Origin of the sequence: Anaerosporobacter mobilis DSM 15930 (assembly GCF_900142955.1) — a bacterium.
GTDB lineage: Bacteria > Bacillota > Clostridia > Lachnospirales > Lachnospiraceae > Anaerosporobacter > Anaerosporobacter mobilis.
This window is the reverse complement of sequence record NZ_FRCP01000005.1, coordinates 636175-658754: the sequence shown is the minus strand read 5'-3', so window position 1 is coordinate 658754 and position 22580 is coordinate 636175. Positions and strand designations below refer to the sequence as shown.

Genomic DNA, 22580 nt, shown 5'->3' with positions numbered 1-22580 from the left:
TAGGAGGAAAGTAATATGAAACAATTTATGGATAAGGATTTCTTATTATCAACAGAGACAGCTAAAAAACTATATCATGAACATGCAGCAGCAGTACCAGTTCTTGATTATCATTGTCATATTAATCCAGCTGAGATTGCTAACGATCGTAAATTTGATAACATTGCTCAAGTTTGGTTAGGTGGGGATCACTACAAATGGCGTCAGATGCGCTCAAATGGTGTGGAAGAAAGATACATTACTGGTGATGCTTCTGATAGAGAGAAGTTCCAAAAATGGGCTGAGACGTTAGAAAAAGCCATTGGAAACCCATTATATCATTGGAGTCATCTTGAATTACAAAGGTATTTCGGGTATACCGGTGCATTGAATACGGAAACAGCAGAAGAAGTATGGAATTTATGTAACGCTAAACTACAAGAAGATTCTATGAGTGTTCGTAATATAATTAAACAGTCTGGTGTAACATTAATCTGTACAACCGATGATCCAATCGATTCACTTGAATGGCATCAGCAAATTGCTGCTGATGATACTTTTGATGTTCAAGTTCTTCCGGCATGGAGACCAGATAAAGCAATGAATATCGAAAAAGTTGATTATGTTAGCTACCTTAGTAAATTATCCAAAGTAAGTGGTGTTAAGGTTTCAACATTTGCTACGCTGAAAGAAGCATTACAAAAGCGTCTTGCTTATTTTGCGGCGAACGGCTGTTGTGTATCTGACCATGCATTAGAATATGTTATGTATACTCCTGCTTCTGATGAAGAAATCGACGCAATCTTTGTAAAGAGAATGCAAGGTGGAGAGATTACAAGAGATGAAGAACTTAAATTCAAAACAGCTTTCATGGTGTTCGTAGGTAAAGAATATCACAAATTAGATTGGGCTATGCAATTGCACTATGGTTGTAAACGTGATAACAACACGTTTCGTTTCAACCAATTGGGTCCAGATACAGGATATGATTGTATTGATAATTATGCACCTTCATCACAAATGGCCGATTTCCTTAACGCATTAAATGCTACAGATCAAATGCCAAGAACAATCATTTACAGCCTTAATCCCAATGATAATGCGGCAATCGGAACTATCATAGGATGTTTCCAAGACGCTGGCGTTGCAGGTAAGATCCAACAAGGTAGTGCGTGGTGGTTCAATGATCATAAAACAGGTATGACAGAGCAAATGGTTTCTTTGGCAAACTTAGGGTTATTAGGCAATTTCATCGGTATGCTTACCGATTCAAGAAGTTACTTGTCTTATACAAGACACGAATACTTTAGAAGAATTCTTTGTGAATTAGTAGGTAACTGGGTTGAAAACGGGGAATACCCGAATGATGAAAAAGTTCTTGGTAAAATGATTGAGAATATTTCATATTACAACGCTGTTAAGTATTTCGGATTTAATTTATAGAATGGCGCCATTTCTAAAGAAAGGGATCATGTAGGATCTGAGCTAGTATCTTAGATTGTAATGACATGTGTGGGTGAAAGCATGGAGAAAAAACAGTATGCGGCATTAGCACTTGGGGAGATTTTATTACGCTTATCGACGCCAAACAATGAAAGAATTGTTAGAGGCGATACGTTTCAAAAATGTGCAGGTGGAGCAGAACTTAATGTGGTATCTGGTATATCGGCACTTGGTCTTCGTACTGGGATTATGTCCAAAGTACCGCAAAATGATTTAGGTGTATTTGTGCGTAATCATATTCGCTTCTGTGGTGTGAGCGATGACTATTTATTATACGATCAGGCGAGAGATTCAAGACTTGGTATCTATTATTATGAGAATGGAGCGTATCCTAGAAAGACATCTGTTGTTTATGACAGGGGACATTCTACAATAACAACACTAACGGTGAAGGAAATCCCGGAAGAAGTATATAGCTCGGCAAAATTATTCCACACAAGTGGGATTACACTTGCGTTATCAAGTAAATTACGTGAGACAGCTGTAGAGGTGATTAAGAAATTCAAAGAAAAAGGTACTTTGATATCGTTTGATGTAAATTATAGAGCGAACCTTTGGAGCGAAGAAGAAGCTAGAGAAACAATTAAGACAATCCTCCCTTATGTGGATATTCTTTTTGTTTCGGAAGAAACTTCAAGAAGAATGTTTGCTAAGAAAGGTGAACTGAAAGATATCATGAAATCATATACAACTGAATATGGAGTGAAGATTGTTGCTACAACAGAAAGAACTATCGTAAGTCCTAAGAAGCATCACTTTAATTCCATTATCTATAATGCGAAAGAAGATTGTTATTACCAAGAAAAACCATATGAGAATATTGAAGTTGTAGATCGTATTGGTAGTGGTGATGCATATGTTTCAGGTGTATTATATGGTTTACTTCAATACGATAGCTGTCAAAAGGCTCTTCAGTTCGGGAATGTAGTAAGTTCCCTTAAGAACACAATACCAGGAGATGTATTATCGACTAATATCAATGAAGTTACAAGAATTATGGAAGAGCATTCTGGATTAAAGGAAGTTAGCGAATTAAATCGATAAAAAGAATATACAAAGGACCAATTGCAAAATTTCGGTTGAAATTGTCTGGTGAAATATGATATACTGTAACGAGCAATGAACACCAAGGCAAAAGGAAGGGTTAACATGAGTTTATTAGAACAATGGAGAGAGCATGCATACTCTCAAGATACAAACCAAAAGATGGGTCAGCTTTTCTGGGCTAATTACTTCAATATTGAAAAAGGAATCTACGAACAATTATTAGCAGATCCTGATACTGTTGTAACTGGAACCGTGAAAGAATTAGCAGAAAAATATGATACAGATATCGAAACGATGACTGGTTTCTTAGATGGAATCGACGAAAGTTTAAAGACTCCTAATCCAATCGAAACAATGGACGAGAATACAGAAGTTAATCTTGGATTCGATAAAGAAAAATTATACTATAACATGGTTGGTTGTAAAGCTGACTGGTTATATGAACTACCAGTATGGGACAATCTATTAACTGTAGAAAGAAGAAAAGAATTATTTCTTCAATCAAAGAAATCTGGTACAGTTGTAAAAGAAAAGAAAGTTGGAAGAAACGATCCATGTCCATGTGGTTCAGGTAAAAAATATAAACAATGTTGCGGTAGATAAGCTGTAACACATAATGTCCACGCTTCTTATAAGCGTGGACATTATTATTTTTTATACTGCTGCATTATTTGTGCTTTATCTTCATCGGTAAGTGATTCTATGAACTGATTGAAGTTTGTTGTCTCTTCACGTTTGTTGTAACTTGCTAGTTGAGATAAATATTCTATGTTTTGAAGTTTTTGAATTATTTCACCTAAACAATAAAGTATTGTACCAATAATCAATGTAACAACAATTCCTATTAGCAAGATGAGTGCGGTTTTTTCCAAGTTACGAGTAGTTCCAAGTCCTGTGGTAGTTAACTCGTATGAGTTACCAAATTTTATAGACAATGCAATGCTACTGAAGAAACCGAGTATTATAATTGCTAGGGATAACAATTTGGCGCTATTACTAGTTGAATTTTTCATCTTATTCTCCTTATATGTACTAATTAATTGCATTTCCGCTTTTTAGTATAATGTTTTGACTATTCCAATATACCATAATATAGTAAAATATACAAATAACAAACAGTTATACAGCTATGCCAAATGCGATAGTGTTCGAATACAACAAGTATGCTCATAGCATATTAAACTGTCGAAATATATGTTATACTAATTATGCAGACATATGAATAGAATATATTAGCAGAGCAGAGGGTGGATTATGAGTAAAGAGAATAATGAAAAAAAATCAAGTGCAAAGCAGTTATTAGCAGGCGGGTTACTAATAATAAGTACAGTATGTTTGACAGCAAGTGCAGTTTATCTCTATGATACCTATCAAGAGAGCAAGACAAAAGTAGATACATATGTAAATTCCGTTCAGGATGCAGTTGTTGAAGGGGATAGCGGAGAAAGCAGTACTAAGGTTGATAGTTCGGAGCAACCGATAAGTAAGGATATGGAACCAAATCAAACGAATCAAAAATCCAATCAACAAGAAGAAACCAAACATCAGCAAGACGGGGAAACGAGTGTTGCTGATAACAATCAAGAGCTACAAGGAAGTCAGTCAGCAGACGGTGAAGATACTGGGAATACAGAATTGGAACAAATCGTAGCAGAAAGTAATCCGATAGACGAAGTGATTCATACCAAGAGCACACCACCGTGTAAGGTTAAGGGTATCTATGTATCTGGACCGATGGCTGGTTCAACGAACAACATGGCTAATTTAATTGAGCTAGTAGAGTCAACAGAGTTAAACACAATGGTAATTGACATCAAAAATGATTCAGGCGAGATTACTTACAAGATGGACAATGAAGTAGCAAAGGAAATCAATGCTACGGTTAATTACATAACTAATATTCAAGAGTTAGTCACGAAATTAAAGGAAAAAGGGGTATACCTAATCGCAAGGGTGGTTGCCTTTAAAGATCCTATTTTAGCACAGAATAAACCAGAATTGAGCCTTAAGAATGCCAATGGTACCATATTCCGTGATAAAGCTGGTTTGGCCTGGGTTAACCCTTATAAGAAGGAAGTCTGGGAATACCTTGTTAGTGTGGCAAAAGACGCTGCCAATATAGGATTTGATGAAGTCCAATTTGATTATATCCGTTTCTCAACTGATAGCGGGATGAAACAAGTTGATTTTGGCGAGGAAGCGAAAGACAAGACAAAGATCGAAGCAATTACAGACTTTACTAAATACGCCTATGAAGAGTTGAGTCCGTTAGGGATATATGTATCAGCTGATGTATACGGAACGATTATTAACAGTGAGATTGACGCTAAAATCGTTGGGCAGAGTTATGTGGAGATGTCAAAATACCTTGACTATATTTGTCCAATGATTTATCCATCCCATTATGCCAATGGAAGCTACGGAATTGATTATCCTGACTTAGAACCATACTATCTGATTAAGAAGGTGTTAGAAGAATCAAAAGTGGTACTTAAGGTGAATGAAGAGGAAGAACATCAAGCGATTGTACGTCCTTGGTTGCAAGACTTTACCGCTACCTGGGTAGAAAAGCATCAGAAATATGATGCTAAAGAAATTAAGGAACAGATACAAGGTGTATATGATAGTGGATATGAAGAGTGGATTCTGTGGAATGGCAATAACCGATATACGAAGAGTGGATTAGAGAATAACAATTGAAATAAAGGAGCATTCATTATATGACTAAGTTAATAGATATGCACTGTGATACAATTACAGGATTATATGATCATAGAGTAAAAGATGGCAGCACGGATACGTTACGTAGTAATTCCATGCACATTGATCTTGAGAAGCTAAGGAAAGGGAACTATATGCTTCAAAACTTTGCAATCTTTCAATCACTTAAGAAACATGAGAATATGTTTGAAGATAGTATTAAGTACATAGACTACTTTTATCAGGAGATGGAAGCAAATAAGGATTATATAGGTGTAGTGCGTACCTATGAGGACATTCTTAAGAATGAAAGGGAAGGTAAGATATCTGCGTTATTAACTCTAGAAGAAGGAGCAGAAGCAGAGGGAAAATTAGAATTCTTGCGTACGTTCTATCGTCTAGGTGTTCGGATGATTACACTAACATGGAATTACGAGAATGGTATTGGCTATCCGAACTTTCATTATGAAGAAGGAAAATCATCTGACATGAAGTCGAGAAATACCGTTGAAGGTTTGACGGAGTTTGGAATTTCTTTTGTAGAAGAGATGGAGAGACTAGGAATAATCATCGATGTGTCACACTTATCAGATGCCGGTTTTTATGATGTATTGCGATATATCAAGAAACCGTTTGTTGCAAGTCATTCTAATGCACTGCACTGCTGCAATCATTGTAGAAACTTAACAGACGATATGATTCGTAGATTATCTGAAAGGGGTGGGGTGACAGGAATTAATTTTTACCCTTATTTTCTTGACGAAGTACTAAGTACAGAAGTAAGAAAGCCTTATGCTAGCATAGAGAAGATGGTTGAGCATATCAAACATATAAAGAATATAGGTGGAATCCAGTGTATTGGTCTAGGTACGGATTTTGATGGTATAGAAGGGGATTTAGAGATCAAAGATGCATCATATATGCAGATGTTAGTAGATGGACTTGAGAAGGCCGGTTTTACTTCGACAGAGATAGAGGCGATCTGTTATAAGAATGTTTTGAGAGTGTATAAAGAAATTTTACGATAGATAAACGGCACCAATTTATAGAATTAAATTGGTGCCGATCTATTAATAGACCAAAAAAGCCATCTTGTCAATAATTCTGAATAATTACATTAAAAACAAGTATCATCATATACATCTTAGCATAAACATAGAATAATCGAAGCTAAAGGTTGTAGATACATGAAGTTTACTAAGATGCACGGACTTGGAAACGACTACATATATATTAATGCCATAACTGAGACCGTTGATAATCCTGAACAGTTAGCAGTACAGATGAGTAGACAACACTATGGTATCGGTGCGGATGGTTTGATATTAATTAGACAATCTGATGTTGCTGACTTTATGATGGATATGTATAATGCCGATGGATCAAGGGCTGAGATGTGTGGAAACGGGATTCGGTGTGTAGCAAAATTCGTATATGATAACAAACTAACTGAAAAAACAGAACTTCTAATAGAGACGTTATCAGGAGTGAAACGACTTTTCTTGGAAGTGGAAGATAAAATTGTTAAAATGGTAACAGTTGATATGGGAAAACCAGAGCTATTATCGACTAAGATTCCTGCTATATCTGATAAAGAGATAATAAAGAACGAAAAAATAGAAATTGACGGGGAAATATATCATATAACATGTGTCTCTATGGGAAACCCACATACAGTACTATTTGTAGAGGATATTAGAGAAGTTAAGCTTGAAGATATTGGTCCGAAGATAGAGAAACATCCTATGTTTCCTAAGAAATCAAATGTTGAATTTGTTGAAGTTATCACGAATAACATTATACGTATGAGAGTTTGGGAGCGCGGAACTGGTATTACTTTGGCTTGCGGTACTGGGGCATGCGCAAGTGTGGTGGCTAGTATAATGAACGACTATACGGACCGGAGAGTAGACGTCGTACTAGATGGAGGAATTCTAACAGTTGATTGGAATGAATCCAATGATATAATTTCCATGCGCGGACCAACTGAAACCGTTTTTGAAGGCAGTTGGGGGGGATTATAGAACCAATATAGATACTATATCATTCAGGATTCGTTACAACGATGGAAGTAACCCGTTTAATTATGAATAATGAAAATAAGAGCAAGAAGACTATTCGAGTATTCTTGCTCTTTTTTGTACAATTTTACTAAAGCCGAATGGATTCATACAACTAAATTAACAGAGAGTGGAAATGGAGGCAAACAAATAATGGCAATTTGTTAAAATGACTAAAAAATTAAAAAAATTATCGAATTTTTGATTAATGTGTACATTGACAAACAATTAACAATAATATAAAATAAACATTGTTAAAAGATAAACAAAATAGCAACACATAAAAACTTGTTAATATTTTAACGCATAACATTGTTATAAATGAAAGAAATAAAAAGAGGTTATAATTTTAGTAACGTATTTTATTTTTAGTAATTAATAAGTTTATATCTATGAAGCTGTATCGGAGGAAGCACCCCCCTACTGATAACAGGATGATTTCAAAATTAGGAGGATAATCGTAATGGCAAAAAAAGAAGAACAAACTACAGTACAAGCAACTGGATTAGTTGACAGCGTTGATGCATTAGTTGCAAAAATGAACGAAATCAGAGAAGCACAGAAAATTTTCGCAACTTATACTCAAGAACAGGTAGATAAGATTTTCTTAGCTGCTGCAACAGCTGCTAACAAACAAAGAATCCCGCTAGCTAAAATGGCAGTTGAAGAAACTGGTATGGGTATTGTTGAAGATAAAGTTATCAAAAACCACTACGCAGCAGAATATATTTATAATGCATACAAAGACACTAAAACATGTGGTGTTATTGAAGAAGATACTAGTTTTGGAATCAAGAAAATTGCTGAACCAATTGGTTTAATTGCAGCAGTTATCCCAACAACAAACCCAACTTCAACAGCGATTTTCAAAACATTAATCGCTTTAAAAACTAGAAATGCTATCATCATCAGCCCACATCCACGTGCTAAGAATTCTACTATCGCAGCAGCAAAAGTTGTTCTTGATGCAGCAGTAGAAGCAGGTGCACCAGCTGGAATCATTGGTTGGATTGATGTTCCATCATTAGAGTTAACAAACGAAGTTATGAAGAGTGCAGATATCATCTTAGCTACAGGCGGTCCTGGTATGGTTAAGGCTGCTTACTCATCAGGTAAACCAGCTCTTGGTGTTGGTGCAGGTAACACTCCAGTAATTATGGACGAAACTTGTGATGTTAAATTAGCAGTTAACTCAATTATTCATTCAAAAACTTTCGATAATGGTATGATCTGTGCATCAGAACAATCTGTTATCGTTAACGATAAAATCTATGCAGCAGTTAAGAAAGAATTCGCAGATAGAGGATGTTACTTCACAACACCTGAAGAAACAGAAAAACTTAGAAAAACAATCCTTATCAATGGAGCTCTTAACGCTAAAATCGTTGGTCAAAAACCGATTACTATCGCTAAATTAGCTGGATTTGATGTTCCAGAAGCAACTAAGATTCTTATCTCAGAAGTTGAATCGGTAGCAATCGAAGAAGAAATGGCTCACGAAAAATTATCTCCAGTTTTAGCTATGTACAAAGCAAAATCATTTGATGAAGCAGTTGCTAAAGCAGAAGTACTTGTAGCTGATGGTGGTTATGGTCATACATCTTCACTTTATGTAAATGTTGGAACTGGTAAAGAAAAGATTAATCAATTCGCAGCAGCAATGAAGACTTGTAGAATTCTTGTTAATACTCCATCTTCACATGGTGGTATCGGTGATTTATACAACTTCAAATTAGCTCCATCATTAACTCTTGGTTGTGGATCATGGGGTGGAAACTCTGTATCAGAAAACGTAGGAGTTAAACACTTAATCAACATCAAGACAGTAGCAGAGAGGAGAGAAAATATGCTTTGGTTTAGAGCACCTGAAAAAGTTTACTTTAAGAAAGGTTGTCTTCCTGTAGCGCTTGATGAACTTAAGAACGTAATGGGCAAGAAAAAAGTATTTATCGTAACTGACTCATTCTTATACAAGAATGGTTACACTAAATGCGTAACAGATAAATTAGATGAAATGGGTATCCAACATACTACATTCTATGAAGTAGCACCAGACCCAACATTAGAATGTGCAAAAGAAGGCGCTAAAGCTATGAGAGCTTTCGAACCAGATTGTATCATCGCTATCGGTGGTGGTTCAGCAATGGATGCTGGTAAGATTATGTGGGTTATGTACGAACATCCAGAAGCAGATTTCATGGATATGGCAATGCGTTTCATGGATATTAGAAAACGTGTTTACACATTCCCTAAGATGGGTGAAAAAGCATACTTCATCGCTGTTCCTACATCTTCAGGTACTGGTTCAGAAGTTACACCTTTCGCAGTTATCACTGATGAAAAGACTGGTCACAAATATCCATTAGCAGATTACGAATTACTTCCAAACATGGCAATTATTGACGCTGACATGATGATGAACCAACCAAAAGGATTAACTAGTGCTTCAGGTATCGATGCTCTTACTCATGCATTAGAAGCTTATGCATCAATCTTGGCTACTGATTATACAGATGGTCTTGCACTTAAATCTATGAAGAATATCTTCGCTTACTTACCAAGTGCATATGAAAACGGTGCAGCAGATGAAACAGCAAGAGAAAAAATGGCTGATGCTTCAACAATGGCTGGTATGGCATTCGCTAATGCTTTCCTTGGAATTTGTCACTCTATGGCTCATAAATTAGGTGCATTCCACCACTTACCACATGGTGTTGCTAACGCATTGTTAATCACTGAAGTAATGAAATTCAATGCTGTAAGCGTTCCAACTAAGATGGGAACATTCTCTCAATATCAATATCCACATTGTATGGAAAGATATATTGAAGTTGCTAACTTCCTTGGAATTCAAGGTAAGAACGATCAAGAAAAATTCGATAACTTACTTAAAGCTATTGAAGAATTAAAAGCTAAAGTTGGTATTAAGAAAACTATCGCTGAATACGGCGTAGATGAAAAATACTTCTTAGAAACATTAGATAAGATGGTTGAGCAAGCATTTGATGATCAATGTACAGGTGCTAACCCAAGATATCCATTAATGTCAGAAATGAAAGAAATGTATTTAAAAGTTTACTACGGTAAATAAATCATACGTGACTTTTAAGCAATATTAAGAAGACAGTCTTCAATTGGTTTGTGTGTGATACACGGATATATAAGATTCGTGTATCCACATAAAAACCTTGAAGATTGTCTTTTTTAGTTGCTTGTGAACGTATATATAATCTAGAATATTTGAAAGTAATATGTAAAAATAGCCGCTTCTAACCTCTATTTTATTGGGTTGACATAGAAGTACCTCAATACTATAATTGTAATTTAATATTAATTACTGATTCGGGTGTCAAAAACCCTCTTTCTATGTTCTACATCACATTTAACTAAAGCTAACTGGTAATTAGTTTCGTTAGCCGTATATAAGAAATTCATTTAGGATAAGATGATTATCAATCATAAATAGGAGGAATGATTATGTCGTTTGGAGAAGATTTTGTATGGGGAGTTGCTACCTCTTCCTATCAAATAGAAGGAAGAACTAAAGATGATGGTAAGGGTGATGATATATGGGACATCTATGTACGTGAACCTGGTAAGATTATGGAAGGTCACACTGGCGATATTGCTTGTGATCATTATAATCGTTATAAAGAAGATATCGCTATCATGAAGCAATTGGGCATACGTGCCTATCGTTTTTCAATTAATTGGGCAAGAATTCTGCCAGACGGAATTGGGAAGATTAATGAAAAAGGAATTCAATTTTATAATAATTTGATTGATTGTTTATTAGAGAATGGAATTGAACCGTACATTACCTTGTATCATTGGGAATTACCATACGCCTTATACCGCAAAGGTGGCTGGCTAAACAGGGAGATCGTGCAATGGTTTGGTGAATATGCCAAAATAGTTGCAACCTATTTCTCGGATCGTGTTACCAAATATTTTACCTTGAATGAACCACAGTGCTTTATTGGATTAGGATATCTTAACGGAGTCCATGCACCGGGTCTAAAGGCGCCAATCCGAGATACATTTGAGATGGCACATAATGTTTTACTAGCACATGGACAAGCTACTAGAATGTTGCGAGAGCATGCAAAACAACCGATAGAAGTAGGCTATGCGCCGACAGCTGGAGTTAGTTATCCTGCGAGTGAGAAACCAGAAGATGTAGAGGCAGCAAGAAAAAGTTTCTTCCGATGCCCGGATATAGAGGAAGGTTGGACTTGGAATGTTAGTTGGTGGAGTGATCCTGTTATACTAGGAGAATATCCAGAAGAAGGTCTCCGTAAGTATAGTAAGTATTTGCCGAACATAACAAAGGAGGATATGAAGCTAATTGCACAGCCACTTGATTTCTATGGTCAAAATATGTACAATGGATTTCAAGTTAAGATGGGAGCAGACGGTTTACCTGAGTATGTAAATCGTGAGGTAGGGTTTGCTAAAACAGCAACAAATTGGCCGGTTACACCAGAGTGTTTATATTGGGGCACTAAGTTTTTGTATGAGCGCTATCAGCATCCAATATTCATAACGGAGAACGGAATGTCTTGTCATGATACGATATCCCTAGATGGTAAAGTACATGATCCAAACCGCATCGATTTCTTGAATCGTTATTTATTACAAGTAGGAAAAGCAAAAGATGAGGGCGTTGACATCAGAGGTTATTTTGAATGGTCACTGATGGATAATTTTGAATGGAATTGTGGTTATACAGAACGTTTTGGACTTGTATATGTTGATTATGAAACGCAGAAAAGAATAATTAAAGATTCAGGATATTGGTATCGTGATGTTATTATGAATAAAGGAAAAAATCTATAAAAGAATAAAACTGTAAAAAGAATAAAACTGTAAAAAGAATAAAACTGTAAAAAGAATAAAACTATAAAAAGAATAAAACTATAAAAAATAAAGCTATAAATAAAATAAAACTTTTAAAAGAATAAGACTATAAAAAGAATAAATCACACTATGAAGAAATTATATTAAATCTTCATAGTGTGATTTTTTTTCTCGATATTGTAGTGGAGTTAAGGTCGTGTGGTTTTTGAATAAGTGGATAAAATGAGGTGTGTTAGCTATACCGATTGATTCCGCTATTTCATTAACGGTTTTGTTTGTTGTAAGAAGGAGTTGTTTAGCAACCTCCATCCTACGATCAATTAGGTAGTCAATAGGAGATTTATGAACATAGCGTTTGAAATCCTTTGCTAACTTGTATTTGTTATAATTTAACTCCTCAGACAAAGAGTCAAGAGTATGTTTTTCTGTATAACGAGTTTGGAGAATTGTCATCATCTGTTTGATATGATTAGGTACATAACTACTTTGATTACAATCTACATGTTTGGTAAGGATGATATTAGTTAGTAATGACGTTAATAATGACGAACGTATTAATTCCACTGTGATTGAATTGTTTTCTTCGTAAGAAAATAGTTTGTGTAAGGTTGTTATACTATCATCACTAGGAATGCAATTGCAATAAGGAATACCATTCTCTAGGAACAATTGATAGTAATAGTTAATTTGCTGACCATTGAGAAACAGGATTTCAAAGTCCCAATTTTGTTCTAATAAATCTAGTTTGAGATAATTTGAACAATCAAGAAATATAAAAGAGTTATCTCCTATTACATATTGCTTGTTATCATAAGTTAAGCGATACCGGCCCTTTTTGGTGTATAGTAAAAGGAAAGAGTCCAAATCTTTCATCTCTATAGTAAATGGAAAGTTGCGTGTTGTCTTAGCTAATATCTCAAGATAGTAAAGGGATTCTATAGCATGGGTGGATGGAGAAGGGATGTAGGATTCTTTCAAGAAATCCTCTAAAGAAATGTTTTGAGAGGAGATTTTTCTTGATGAAATTCTTGTGTTTAAATTAGGCTGGTAAAAAGCATCTGTATAGGAAGAATGAAGAGATAAAACAGATCGATTCCAACGCTTTGCAAATGTTGACATAGATATCCTCCTCTTGTGATAATAAAATTTCGATTATTTAACTTAAATTTAGTATACCTAATACTTGATAAGAATGCAAGATACGTAAATGAGGGAAAATTTATTAACAAACCTTTTTAAGAACAGTAAAAAGCCAAGATAGTATAAAAATAGTCAAGATAGTAGAGTGATTAAAAATTAAGCAAAGTATAAAATTAAATTAAGCTAAAAAGGATAATTTATTAGCGGATTAGCGATTAAGTAGAACGGTAGCTGGGTTTACAAAAGCTAATACTTACGATGAAATAAAGGCGAGGAGGAGTAGGAATGTTCGTAGAAGAAGCCAATCGAATGCTGAATGATAAAATCCTTCCATTTTGGGAAAATCTAAAAGATGATACATATGGTGGTTTTTATGGCTGGTTAGATTTTGAGTTGAATTTAGATAAAAAGGCTGTTAAAGGCTGTATATTAAATAGTAGAATCTTATGGTTCTTCTCAAATGCATATTTGACACTTAAGGATACGGAGTTGTTACCTTATGCAAAGCATGCGTATGAATTTTTAAAGAAGTATTGTATTGATAAAGAATATGGAGGCGTATACTGGTCATTAAATTATGATGGTACCGTATTTGATAGTACAAAACATACCTATAATCAAGCGTTTGCAATCTATGCGTTAGCTTCCTATTATGATGCAACCAAAGAGGAAGAGGCACTAAAAATTGCTTATGACTTGTATAGAATCATAGAATCAAACTGCACGGATGAAGTAGGATATTTAGAGGCATTTACATATGATTTTAAACCAGAAGATAATGATAAGTTATCAGAAAATGGTGTAATTGCTGAGAAAACAATGAATACTTTGTTGCATGTGTTTGAAGCTTACACAGAGTTGTATCGAGTAACGAAGGATGAGCAAGTTGCTAAAAAATTATATTTCATAATGGACGTATTCGAGAAGCAAGTATTCAATGAAGAATTACGCAGACAAGAAGTATTCTTTGACAAGAATATGAATAGTATTCTCGATTTACATTCCTATGGTCATGACATAGAAACAGCATGGTTGATTGATAGAGGTTGCGAAGTACTTAATGATGCAGAGTTAACAAAGAGAATGCACCGTATTACAAGTATTTTGGAAGACGAGATTTATAAGGTGGCTTATGTTGACCATTCTCTATTGAATGAATGTGAAAAAGGAAATGTTAATCGTATGAGAGTTTGGTGGGTTCAAGCAGAAGCAGTGGTTGGTTTCTTCAATGCCTATGAAAAGTCAAACGACGAACGCTACAAGGAAGCTGCCAAAGATATCTTAGAATATATTAAAACAAAACTAGAAGACCAAAGAGAAGGGTCAGAATGGTACTGGCAATTAGATGATAATCATCTACCAGATACAAGCAAACCAATTGTTGAGCCATGGAAATGCCCATATCACAACGGAAGAATGTGTTTTGAAATCATTAGGAGGAATATAGATGTTGCATAAAAATTATTATACAGAATTAGAAAAGTACAATGCATTAATTAACAAGAAGAATAAGGTGGCAGATTTCTACAACGGAATCTATGATCGTTATGAAAATCCTGTATTAACGAGAGACCATATTCCACTAACATGGAAATATGATTTGAATGTAGAAACAAATCCATACTTTATGGAACGTATAGGTGTGAATGCTGTTATGAACTCGGGAGCAATTGAATTGAATGGAAAATTCTATCTGGTTGCAAGAATTGAAGGAAATGATCGTAAGTCTTTCTTTGGTGTTGCAGAGAGTGACAATGGGGTTGATGGTTTCGAATTCTGGGATTATCCCGTTGAATTACCAGACACTTGTAAAGAAGAAACTAATGTTTATGATATGAGATTAACAAAACATGAAGATGGATATATCTATGGTACGTTCTGTTCAGAAAGCAAAGATACAAGTGCTAATGATTTATCTGCAGCAGTTGCGGCAGCTGGTATTGTAAGAACAAAGGATTTAAAGACCTGGGAGCGTCTTGATAATTTAAAGACTCTACGTTCCCCACAACAAAGAAACGTTGTATTACATCCAGAGTTCGTGAATGGTAAATATGCATTCTACACTAGACCAATGGATGATTTTATTGACACTGGTTCAGGCGGTGGTATTGGTTTTGGGTTATGCGATGATATTGAACATGCAGTCATTGATGAAGAAATTATTACAAGTTGCAGAAAATATCATACAATTACGGAAGTTAAGAATGGTGCAGGTGCTGTTCCAATTAAGACAGATAAAGGATATATCCATATTGCTCATGGTGTACGTAATACGGCTGCTGGTCTTCGCTATGTTATCTATGCATTTGCAACAGATCTTAAAGAGCCATGGAAAGTTATCGCTGAACCATCTGGATTCTTAATTGCACCATTAGCATCAGAAAGAGTTGGAGATGTATCTAATGTTGTGTTTACGAACGGAGCAATTGCAAGAGATAACGGTGACGTATATATCTATTATGCTTCTTCTGATACAAGAATGCATGTAGCAACAACAACTATTGATAAACTAGTTGACTATGTGTTCAATACACCAGAAGATCCATTACGTTCACCTGATTGTGTACAACAAAGATGCGAATTAATTAGAAAAAATCTTGAATATTTAAAAGATGAAAAATAAAAGAGTGCTATGTATTACAAGTGTTCTAGTAAAGGTTTGTGATTATCATGGAAATGCCAGGAGAAGTAATATTACCAAATGCAAAAGAAATGCAATATTGTGGACGTATTGACTTAACAAATGAATTAGAACCAGTGTTTGTATATGCCTGTAGTTTTGTTACGTTTACGTTTACAGGTACCACAATACGCGTCATAATAAGTAACATGCATTGTTATTATGATAACTATATTGGATATATAATTGATGGCAAACAAGGGAAAGTTAAGTTGTCCCAAGGGCAAGATAAGGAATGTTTACTACTAAAAGATAATTTAGAGGACAAAGAACATGAGATAATCCTTTTTAAACGTATGGATGCTTGTCATTACTTCACGCTTTTTGGGTTTATTATAGATGAAGGAGCTGTCGTTAACTCGGCTCCTTCATTTCCAACTAGACGTATAGAAGTATATGGTGACTCGGTTTCAGCAGGAGAGTTATCTGAGGCAATAGATTATATCGGAAAACCGGATCCAAAGCATAATGGCGAATATTCTAATTCGTGGTATTCCTATGCGTGGATGACAGCAAGAAAATTAGAAGCTCAGATTCATGATATTGCACAAGGTGGAATATCACTTTTAGATGGGACTGGTTGGTTTGGTGCACCACATTACTATGGAATGGAACATACATGGGATAAATTGCGCTATTATTCAGAATTAGGTCCAAAGACTCCTTGGGACTTTACTAAATATGTGCCGCATGTAGTAGTTGTTGCAATTGGTCAGAATGATAACAATCCAGTTGATTATATGAAAGAGAATTATCAAGGAGAAAAGGCGAGTCAGTGGAGAATTCGATACGCAGAATGGATTAAGAATATTCGTAAAACATATCCAAATGCGTTAATTATACTGTCAACAACTATATTGAATCATCATTCTAACTGGGATAGAGCAATTGATGAGGTATGTGAAGGGCTCGGCGATGAGAAAATTGTACATTTTTTATATAAGAAAAACGGCCAAGGTACACCAGGACATATACGTATCTTGGAAGCTGAAGAGATGGCAGATGAATTAAGTGAATTTATTCAGTCGTTTGGTGATGAGATATGGAATGGTTGATGACTTTAGGAGGTCTATATGAGTTATTTAGAGAAATACAAAGAGTGGTGTGAAAATGCGTATTTTGATACCGAAACAAGAGAAGAGTTACTTGAATTAAAGGGAAATGAGCAAGAGATTCAGGATCGTTTCTATCGTGATTTAGCTTTTGGAACAGGTGGATTACGAGGAGTTCTTGGTAATGGAACAAATCGTATGAATATCTATACAGTTAGGAAAGCAACACAAGGTTTAGCAAATTATGTATGCAAGAAAGCTGGAGAAGAAAAAGGTGTTGCAATTGCATATGACTCTCGTTTAATGTCAAGAGAGTTCGCTGAAGAAACGGCATTGTGTTTTGCGGCTAATGGTATTAAAGCGTATGTATTCCCATCTTTACGTCCAACGCCAGAACTTTCTTTTGCTGTACGTAGACTAGGTTGTATCGCAGGTGTAGTTATTACAGCTAGCCATAACCCATCTAATTACAATGGATATAAGGTATATTGGGAAGATGGTGCACAGATAACAGCTCCTCTTGATGCTGAGATAATTGCAGAAGTGAATGCAATCACTGATTATGCAGTTGTTAAAACAATGGCAAAGACAGAAGCAGAGGAAAAGGGACTATATGAAGTAATCGGAAGCGATATCGATGACGAATATATCGCCAAGATGAAGGAGTTAGTACTAAATCCAGAGCAACTTCGTGAATATGCAAAGCAAATTAAAGTTGTATATACACCATTACATGGAACAGGACTCGTTCCGGTTACTAGAATCTTGAAAGAAATTGGGTTTGAACAGGTATATGTTGTACCAGAACAAGAACAACCAGATGGAAGATTCCCAACCATTAGTTATCCGAACCCAGAAGATCCGAAAGCGTTTGCTATGGCAATTGAATTAGCAAAGAAGGTAGATGCGGACATTATTCTAGCAACAGATCCAGACGCTGATCGTCTTGGTATCTATGCTAAGAATACACAAACTGGAGAGTATGTATCGTTCACTGGTAATATGTCTGGAATGTTAATCTGTGAGTATATCTTATCGCAACGAAAAGAGCTTAATAAGATGCCTAATAACGGTGCACTAGTAACAACGATTGTGTCGAGTAATATGGCATTAGCCGTAGCCAAGGAATATGGTTTAGCTTGTATTGAAACCTTAACTGGATTCAAATATATTGGAGAACAGATTAAATTCTTTGAACAACAAAATTCATACCAATATCTTTTTGGATTTGAAGAAAGTTATGGTTGTTTAATCGGAACCTATGCAAGAGATAAAGACGCAGTATCCGCTGTTATGGCTCTTTGCGAAGCAGCAGCATATTACAAAGCACATAATCTTACTTTGTGGGATCAGATGCTACGTATCTATGATAAATATGGCTACTACATGGAAGACTTGCATACGATTACTTTAAAAGGGCAAGATGGTGCAGAACGAATTAATCGCATTATGGATCGTTTCCGTACAGAGAATGTTTTATCCATAGCAGATACGAAAGTAAAAGCACTTCGTGACTATGAGAATGATGTAGTAATTAATTATGGGACATCAGAAAAAACTACAACAGGATTACCAAAGTCAAACGTTCTGTATTTTGATTTAGAAGATGATGTATGGTGTTGTGTGAGACCATCTGGAACTGAACCAAAGATTAAGTTTTATATGGGAGTAAAAGCGAAGTCCTTAGAAGAGGGCAAAGAACAACTTGAAAAGTTAAAACAAGCGATGAACGATTTTGCAGAAGAGACAAAATAAATAGAGAAGGTCGAGGGACCAATTTGAATTATATCAAATTGGTCCCTCGACCTTTTTCATAGTTTTAGTTTACTTGCGAGTATTTTCTATGTGTTTATTGATATCTATGTAACCGATAGTCTTATGAAGGAAATGAATGGTTTATTCGTATTCAACTACATCTAACCATTTCATTAACAATTCTCTTTCTTCTGGTTTGTTTTTCGTTAATTGTGCAGCAGCGACAATTGGCAACCAAGTCTGTACGTAACGTTTTTCTGTTTGACTCTTCTTGCAGAAGAAATCTAGATATAAGTCTGCAGCTTTTGGATCATCTAATGATAATAGAAGATAAGTTCTTGCAGCGTCAGCACTGGCATTTCCTTGTGAAGCATGCACCCAATCCAAAACGTATAATTTATCGTTAGATACGATGATGTTCTTAGGATTGAAATCACCATGACATACTTTGGTATGTTTTGGCATTCCATCTAGTCTGGTTAATAAATCATATTTCTTAATGTTATCAATGCAATCAAGACTATTGATTTGACGAACCATCTTATCCTTGAGCTTATTAAGCTGTGGAGATCGTTTGGAATGAATCTCTAATTGCAAGTCCACCATTTGTTCAATATAGGATTGCAATTTGTCAGGATTATCTTTCATTAATTGGTATAGAATCTTGCCTTCAATGAAATTCATGCTAATAGCCCATTGTCCATCGATGATGGATACTTCGCTTATACTTGGGATATCTAATCCTGTTTCTTCGACTCGTGAGGTATTTAACGCTTCATTCAATACTTCTGTTTTAGGAAAATCTTTATTAAATACTTTAATTGCAATGTCCCCATCTCGGTATACATTTGCATTTGTACCTTTAGATATTAAGTTTTCTAACTTCATATGAATCGCTCCTCTCGTTGCTGTCTTACCTGTTAAGTTTACCATTATGTTACATGTTAGTAATCTTTTGGATTGATTATATTATACTACAAACTGCTTAAAAAGTATAGTCTATTAGGAGTAAAATTATAAAAAATATATAAAAAAACAAAATTCGATATAAAAAGATAATCATATTGCTTAAAAAAGATGAATATTTGCAATAAAACAATACAATATGTTTAAAATATATAAACAAAAGTCAAGAAATAGCTAGAAATTGAAGCAGATGTATGGTAAAATATAAACAAAACAAAGAACAGTATATGAACTAGTATATACAAATATGACAAAATTATATTTAGTAAGAATGCCAATAGAAAACTAGTTCAAAGACTTTGGAAGGGAGTAATTTTGCCATTATGAGTATATTTAAGAAAAGTAAACAATCAAGTAACCCTGATAGTATGAATAATCAGCAACTAGAAGTGAAAGAGAAGGCAAAAAACATACAATTAGGAGTAAAGCACATAGAAAATTCAATTGAGTGTTTAATGAATGAGGAAGGTGATATATCAAAATATTTTGAAGAGATTAAAGAAGGTTTTGAATCAACTTCATTACAACTTGGAAACATGAATGAGAATTTAGACAATAGACAAAAGAATTTCAAAGATTTTCATTTATATGCGAGTCAAGTGAATGATATCGTTTCAAAGTCAGATGATGCAATAACAGAAGCGGATAATAAGATGGGAACACTATCGAATTATATAGAACAAAGTTGCGATCAATTAGGTAATATTACGAATACATTTCGTACATTAGAGAAAAATTTTGAGAACATTCAAGAAATGTCAAAGAATATTACAGGGATAGCTTCCAATACAAATCTATTAGCGTTAAACGCATCCATTGAAGCTGCTAGAGCGGGTGATGCCGGAAGAGGATTTGCAGTTGTAGCAGAACAGATTCGTGAGTTATCTACATCAACAACGAAGTTGGTATCAGGGATAGATGAATCGGTACAAGCATTGTTTGATAGTTTAGATGGTTTAAAGAAAGAAATTGAAAAAACAAAAGGCACAATTCAAGAGAACCTTACATATGCTAATGATGTTAAGACTAATTTTGTGCAAGTTACAGAGTATACGAAGGAAGTAAAAGAATTCAGTGATAGGATTGTATCCCAAATCGGTGATACTGGGAGTGAAATTCAATCTATTGGCAATGATACAACCGATATAGCTAGTGTAATACATAAATTAGGTAGCAAATTAGATACTTTGAATGAGAAGATGACTAATAAATCAGCCTTGCTATGTGAAGTAAATGATTTCCTAAAGCAACTTGACAATCTAGTTGATGAAGAAATCAAAGAGGTATAAGGCTATATTACAAATTAGATGCGAGTAATTAACTACCGTACTATAATAGAAGATTGATATTGTAGAAGGCGGAGTATATTACGGTGAAATGATTACAACAATTAAAGTTGAAGTGCAAAAGAGTCCAACTGCCATGGTATGGTTAAGATGATGGTATGTGAATTATAATATAGAAGAAGCTGCGGTTATGATAGAAGAATAAGACATCATATTAGCAGCAGTTACAAAGAATGCGTTACCATATTGTAATATTGTCTTTATCGAAGGAGAAGAGAGAAAGTCAATATTAAGTTTATAACTTATCTAGGAGATAGCATCGGCAAGATGTGGGTTTAATTGAAGGCAATGTCTTTTTCAATAGACACTGCCTTCTTATTTTCGTCTAACAATTACCTACATCTAGGCCACTGTGGTACGAGCGATTACCAATTGCTTCTACGAGTCGATCGAACCTAGTATAATCAATTAACCCACTGGATTTACTATTAAGGTAAGCGGTAATATGTGAGAGAATATTTTGATAAAAGATGGCTGCCTTACTATATAAATCATAGATAGAGTCTGATGATTCAATGCTAGTGTCCCATGGGTTTTGCCAAGTGGATTTGCTAAGATTGCATGCATCCATGGTATCAATAAGGGTATCGTTGATCATAAGAGATGAAACGATAGGTTCCTGTTTTACTAAATTTTCAAGGGCACGTATCGTTCGTCGTTTTCTTCCTGTTTGATCGTGCAAGAATAAAGTTTCGATTTTCATGAAGGTGATTGCTTTTTTAATCTTAGAAGGGCTTGTTATTCTGGAATCTTTCTCCGTATCTTGGAGAAATGAATGGAAGGTTTGGTTAATACTGATACTCAGTAAGTTTGCAATAATTGCCTTATCTTTATAAGATAGAGATACTGTCTTAGAAGGATAGAACTTAGAGGGGGATAGTCCCTTTCGCTCTAGCAATAGTTGCTTATCAATAATGGCTTCTAATGTACCGTGTTGACAAAAAGAAGTGACATTCGAATCACTAATGTCAGGTGAATAACCTGTTCTATGATAGATATAGGGGTGTATATGTGCATCTAAGGAATAGTGAGCAAGCAATCCACATAGGTAAGCAAGGCCACAATCATATTCTGAACCTGTTAATGTAGAGAGTTTATTCAGATAATTTCGAAAGAACAGGGATACTCTATGTTCGTGCATATGATTTCCTACATTATATTCGGAAGGGCCTAAGATAAGGGATATATCGAAAAAGAATATATCGGGACCTTGCAGACCAAGTTTGTAGGCGTTTTGATTATGATATAAGATAGTTTTGATTTCACTTGCTGTGAGGGTCTGATACATATCAACCCCATATAAGTAATGTGTAATAAAAGCTGGCATAGTATCTCCTTGTAAAACGAAATAGTCATTTAAATCTAGTTAATAATGTATAGTATAACAAAGAAGGAGTAAATGATACGGAGATATTCTATTAAGTAAGAATATCTCCATTTTATGAATTATTCTGAGTTTGTTGTTTCTTCTATATCACTGTGTTACTATATA

17 protein-coding genes are annotated in these 22580 nt (G+C 35.0%); 13 read left to right on the top strand and 4 right to left on the bottom strand.

All coding sequences use genetic code 11. The annotated features are described in order from the left end of the window. Positions 1 to 15: 15 nt before the first annotated feature. From uxaC to BUB90_RS02790, 3 genes are all read left to right on the top strand, one after another. A complete protein-coding gene (gene uxaC / locus BUB90_RS02800) occupies positions 16 to 1422 on the top strand; it encodes a glucuronate isomerase (RefSeq protein WP_073282489.1) in 1407 nt (468 codons plus the stop codon). Between the two features lie 81 nt (positions 1423 to 1503). Further along, on the top strand, positions 1504 to 2526 hold the full coding sequence (locus tag BUB90_RS02795) for a sugar kinase (protein WP_073282487.1): 1023 nt from the start codon (positions 1504 to 1506) through the stop codon (positions 2524 to 2526). Between the two features lie 105 nt (positions 2527 to 2631). Next, on the top strand, positions 2632 to 3132 hold the full coding sequence (locus BUB90_RS02790) for an SEC-C metal-binding domain-containing protein (protein ID WP_073282485.1): 501 nt from the start codon (positions 2632 to 2634) through the stop codon (positions 3130 to 3132). 44 nt (positions 3133 to 3176) lie between these two features. On the opposite strand, the gene BUB90_RS02785 is transcribed toward BUB90_RS02790, so the two are convergent. Continuing rightward, on the bottom strand, positions 3177 to 3542 hold the full coding sequence (locus tag BUB90_RS02785) for a hypothetical protein (protein ID WP_073282482.1): 366 nt from the start codon (positions 3540 to 3542) through the stop codon (positions 3177 to 3179). 241 nt (positions 3543 to 3783) lie between these two features. Between BUB90_RS02785 and BUB90_RS02780 the strand changes: the two genes are divergently transcribed. The 5 genes from BUB90_RS02780 (at position 3784) to BUB90_RS02760 (ending at position 12128) form a co-directional block, all read left to right on the top strand. Further along, positions 3784 to 5229: a putative glycoside hydrolase gene (locus tag BUB90_RS02780; RefSeq protein WP_073282480.1), complete on the top strand. Its 1446-nt coding sequence runs from the start codon at positions 3784 to 3786 to the stop codon at positions 5227 to 5229. Between the two features lie 20 nt (positions 5230 to 5249). Continuing rightward, positions 5250 to 6257, top strand: coding sequence for a dipeptidase (locus BUB90_RS02775; RefSeq protein ID WP_073282477.1), 1008 nt, complete (start codon positions 5250 to 5252; stop codon positions 6255 to 6257). A 159-nt stretch (positions 6258 to 6416) separates the two neighbouring features. Then, positions 6417 to 7253, top strand: a complete 837-nt coding sequence (dapF, locus tag BUB90_RS02770) for a diaminopimelate epimerase (protein WP_073282475.1) — start codon at positions 6417 to 6419, stop codon at positions 7251 to 7253. 499 nt (positions 7254 to 7752) lie between these two features. Continuing rightward, positions 7753 to 10380, top strand: a complete 2628-nt coding sequence (gene adhE, locus BUB90_RS02765; protein ID WP_073282473.1) for a bifunctional acetaldehyde-CoA/alcohol dehydrogenase — start codon at positions 7753 to 7755, stop codon at positions 10378 to 10380. Between the two features lie 386 nt (positions 10381 to 10766). Then, positions 10767 to 12128 carry a GH1 family beta-glucosidase gene (locus BUB90_RS02760; RefSeq protein WP_073282471.1) on the top strand — a complete coding sequence of 454 codons (1362 nt, stop codon included), beginning with the start codon at positions 10767 to 10769 and terminating at the stop codon, positions 12126 to 12128. Positions 12129 to 12287: 159 nt separating this feature from the next. Here the strand turns inward: BUB90_RS02760 and BUB90_RS02750 are convergent, their stop codons facing one another. Further along, on the bottom strand, positions 12288 to 13268 hold the full coding sequence (locus tag BUB90_RS02750; protein WP_073282469.1) for a helix-turn-helix transcriptional regulator: 981 nt from the start codon (positions 13266 to 13268) through the stop codon (positions 12288 to 12290). A gap of 306 nt (positions 13269 to 13574) precedes the next feature. On the opposite strand from BUB90_RS02750, the gene BUB90_RS02745 reads away from it, so the two are divergent. Genes BUB90_RS02745 through BUB90_RS02730 form a run of 4 tightly spaced genes read left to right on the top strand, consistent with a single transcriptional unit; the run spans position 13575 to position 18776 of the window. Continuing rightward, a complete protein-coding gene (locus tag BUB90_RS02745) occupies positions 13575 to 14747 on the top strand; it encodes an AGE family epimerase/isomerase (protein ID WP_073282467.1) in 1173 nt (390 codons plus the stop codon). After that, a complete protein-coding gene (locus tag BUB90_RS02740) occupies positions 14737 to 15912 on the top strand; it encodes a glycoside hydrolase family 130 protein (protein WP_073282465.1) in 1176 nt (391 codons plus the stop codon). The genes BUB90_RS02745 and BUB90_RS02740 overlap by 11 nt, the downstream gene beginning before the upstream one ends. Before the next feature lie 47 nt (positions 15913 to 15959). Continuing rightward, on the top strand, positions 15960 to 17024 hold the full coding sequence (locus BUB90_RS02735) for an SGNH/GDSL hydrolase family protein (protein ID WP_242952465.1): 1065 nt from the start codon (positions 15960 to 15962) through the stop codon (positions 17022 to 17024). Positions 17025 to 17042: 18 nt separating this feature from the next. Continuing rightward, positions 17043 to 18776 carry a phospho-sugar mutase gene (locus tag BUB90_RS02730; RefSeq protein ID WP_073282463.1) on the top strand — a complete coding sequence of 578 codons (1734 nt, stop codon included), beginning with the start codon at positions 17043 to 17045 and terminating at the stop codon, positions 18774 to 18776. A gap of 141 nt (positions 18777 to 18917) precedes the next feature. Here BUB90_RS02730 and BUB90_RS02725 read toward each other — a convergent pair whose 3' ends face one another. Then, on the bottom strand, positions 18918 to 19664 hold the full coding sequence (locus BUB90_RS02725; RefSeq protein WP_073282461.1) for a phosphotransferase family protein: 747 nt from the start codon (positions 19662 to 19664) through the stop codon (positions 18918 to 18920). 401 nt (positions 19665 to 20065) lie between these two features. Between BUB90_RS02725 and BUB90_RS02720 the strand changes: the two genes are divergently transcribed. Next, the gene (locus BUB90_RS02720; protein ID WP_073282459.1) at positions 20066 to 21031 is read left to right on the top strand and encodes a methyl-accepting chemotaxis protein; all 966 of its coding nucleotides are present in this window, start codon (positions 20066 to 20068) and stop codon (positions 21029 to 21031) included. A 382-nt stretch (positions 21032 to 21413) separates the two neighbouring features. Here the strand turns inward: BUB90_RS02720 and BUB90_RS02715 are convergent, their stop codons facing one another. Beyond that, entirely contained in the window at positions 21414 to 22415 is a 1002-nt protein-coding gene (locus BUB90_RS02715; protein ID WP_073282457.1) for a hypothetical protein, read from the bottom strand. Between the last annotated feature and the right edge of the window lie 165 nt (positions 22416 to 22580).

Coding starts and splice junctions, on each gene's coding strand:
- BUB90_RS02735 (WP_242952465.1), top strand. CDS start 15,960: ATGGAAATGCCAGGAGAAGTAATATTACCAAATGCAAAAGAAATGCAA.
- uxaC (WP_073282489.1), top strand. CDS start 16: ATGAAACAATTTATGGATAAGGATTTCTTATTATCAACAGAGACAGCT.
- BUB90_RS02760 (WP_073282471.1), top strand. CDS start 10,767: ATGTCGTTTGGAGAAGATTTTGTATGGGGAGTTGCTACCTCTTCCTAT.
- BUB90_RS02775 (WP_073282477.1), top strand. CDS start 5,250: ATGACTAAGTTAATAGATATGCACTGTGATACAATTACAGGATTATAT.
- BUB90_RS02730 (WP_073282463.1), top strand. CDS start 17,043: ATGAGTTATTTAGAGAAATACAAAGAGTGGTGTGAAAATGCGTATTTT.
- BUB90_RS02745 (WP_073282467.1), top strand. CDS start 13,575: ATGTTCGTAGAAGAAGCCAATCGAATGCTGAATGATAAAATCCTTCCA.
- adhE (WP_073282473.1), top strand. CDS start 7,753: ATGGCAAAAAAAGAAGAACAAACTACAGTACAAGCAACTGGATTAGTT.
- BUB90_RS02780 (WP_073282480.1), top strand. CDS start 3,784: ATGAGTAAAGAGAATAATGAAAAAAAATCAAGTGCAAAGCAGTTATTA.
- BUB90_RS02750 (WP_073282469.1), bottom strand. CDS start 13,268: ATGTCAACATTTGCAAAGCGTTGGAATCGATCTGTTTTATCTCTTCAT.
- BUB90_RS02720 (WP_073282459.1), top strand. CDS start 20,066: ATGAGTATATTTAAGAAAAGTAAACAATCAAGTAACCCTGATAGTATG.
- BUB90_RS02725 (WP_073282461.1), bottom strand. CDS start 19,664: ATGAAGTTAGAAAACTTAATATCTAAAGGTACAAATGCAAATGTATAC.
- BUB90_RS02795 (WP_073282487.1), top strand. CDS start 1,504: ATGGAGAAAAAACAGTATGCGGCATTAGCACTTGGGGAGATTTTATTA.
- BUB90_RS02715 (WP_073282457.1), bottom strand. CDS start 22,415: ATGCCAGCTTTTATTACACATTACTTATATGGGGTTGATATGTATCAG.
- BUB90_RS02740 (WP_073282465.1), top strand. CDS start 14,737: ATGTTGCATAAAAATTATTATACAGAATTAGAAAAGTACAATGCATTA.
- dapF (WP_073282475.1), top strand. CDS start 6,417: ATGAAGTTTACTAAGATGCACGGACTTGGAAACGACTACATATATATT.
- BUB90_RS02790 (WP_073282485.1), top strand. CDS start 2,632: ATGAGTTTATTAGAACAATGGAGAGAGCATGCATACTCTCAAGATACA.
- BUB90_RS02785 (WP_073282482.1), bottom strand. CDS start 3,542: ATGAAAAATTCAACTAGTAATAGCGCCAAATTGTTATCCCTAGCAATT.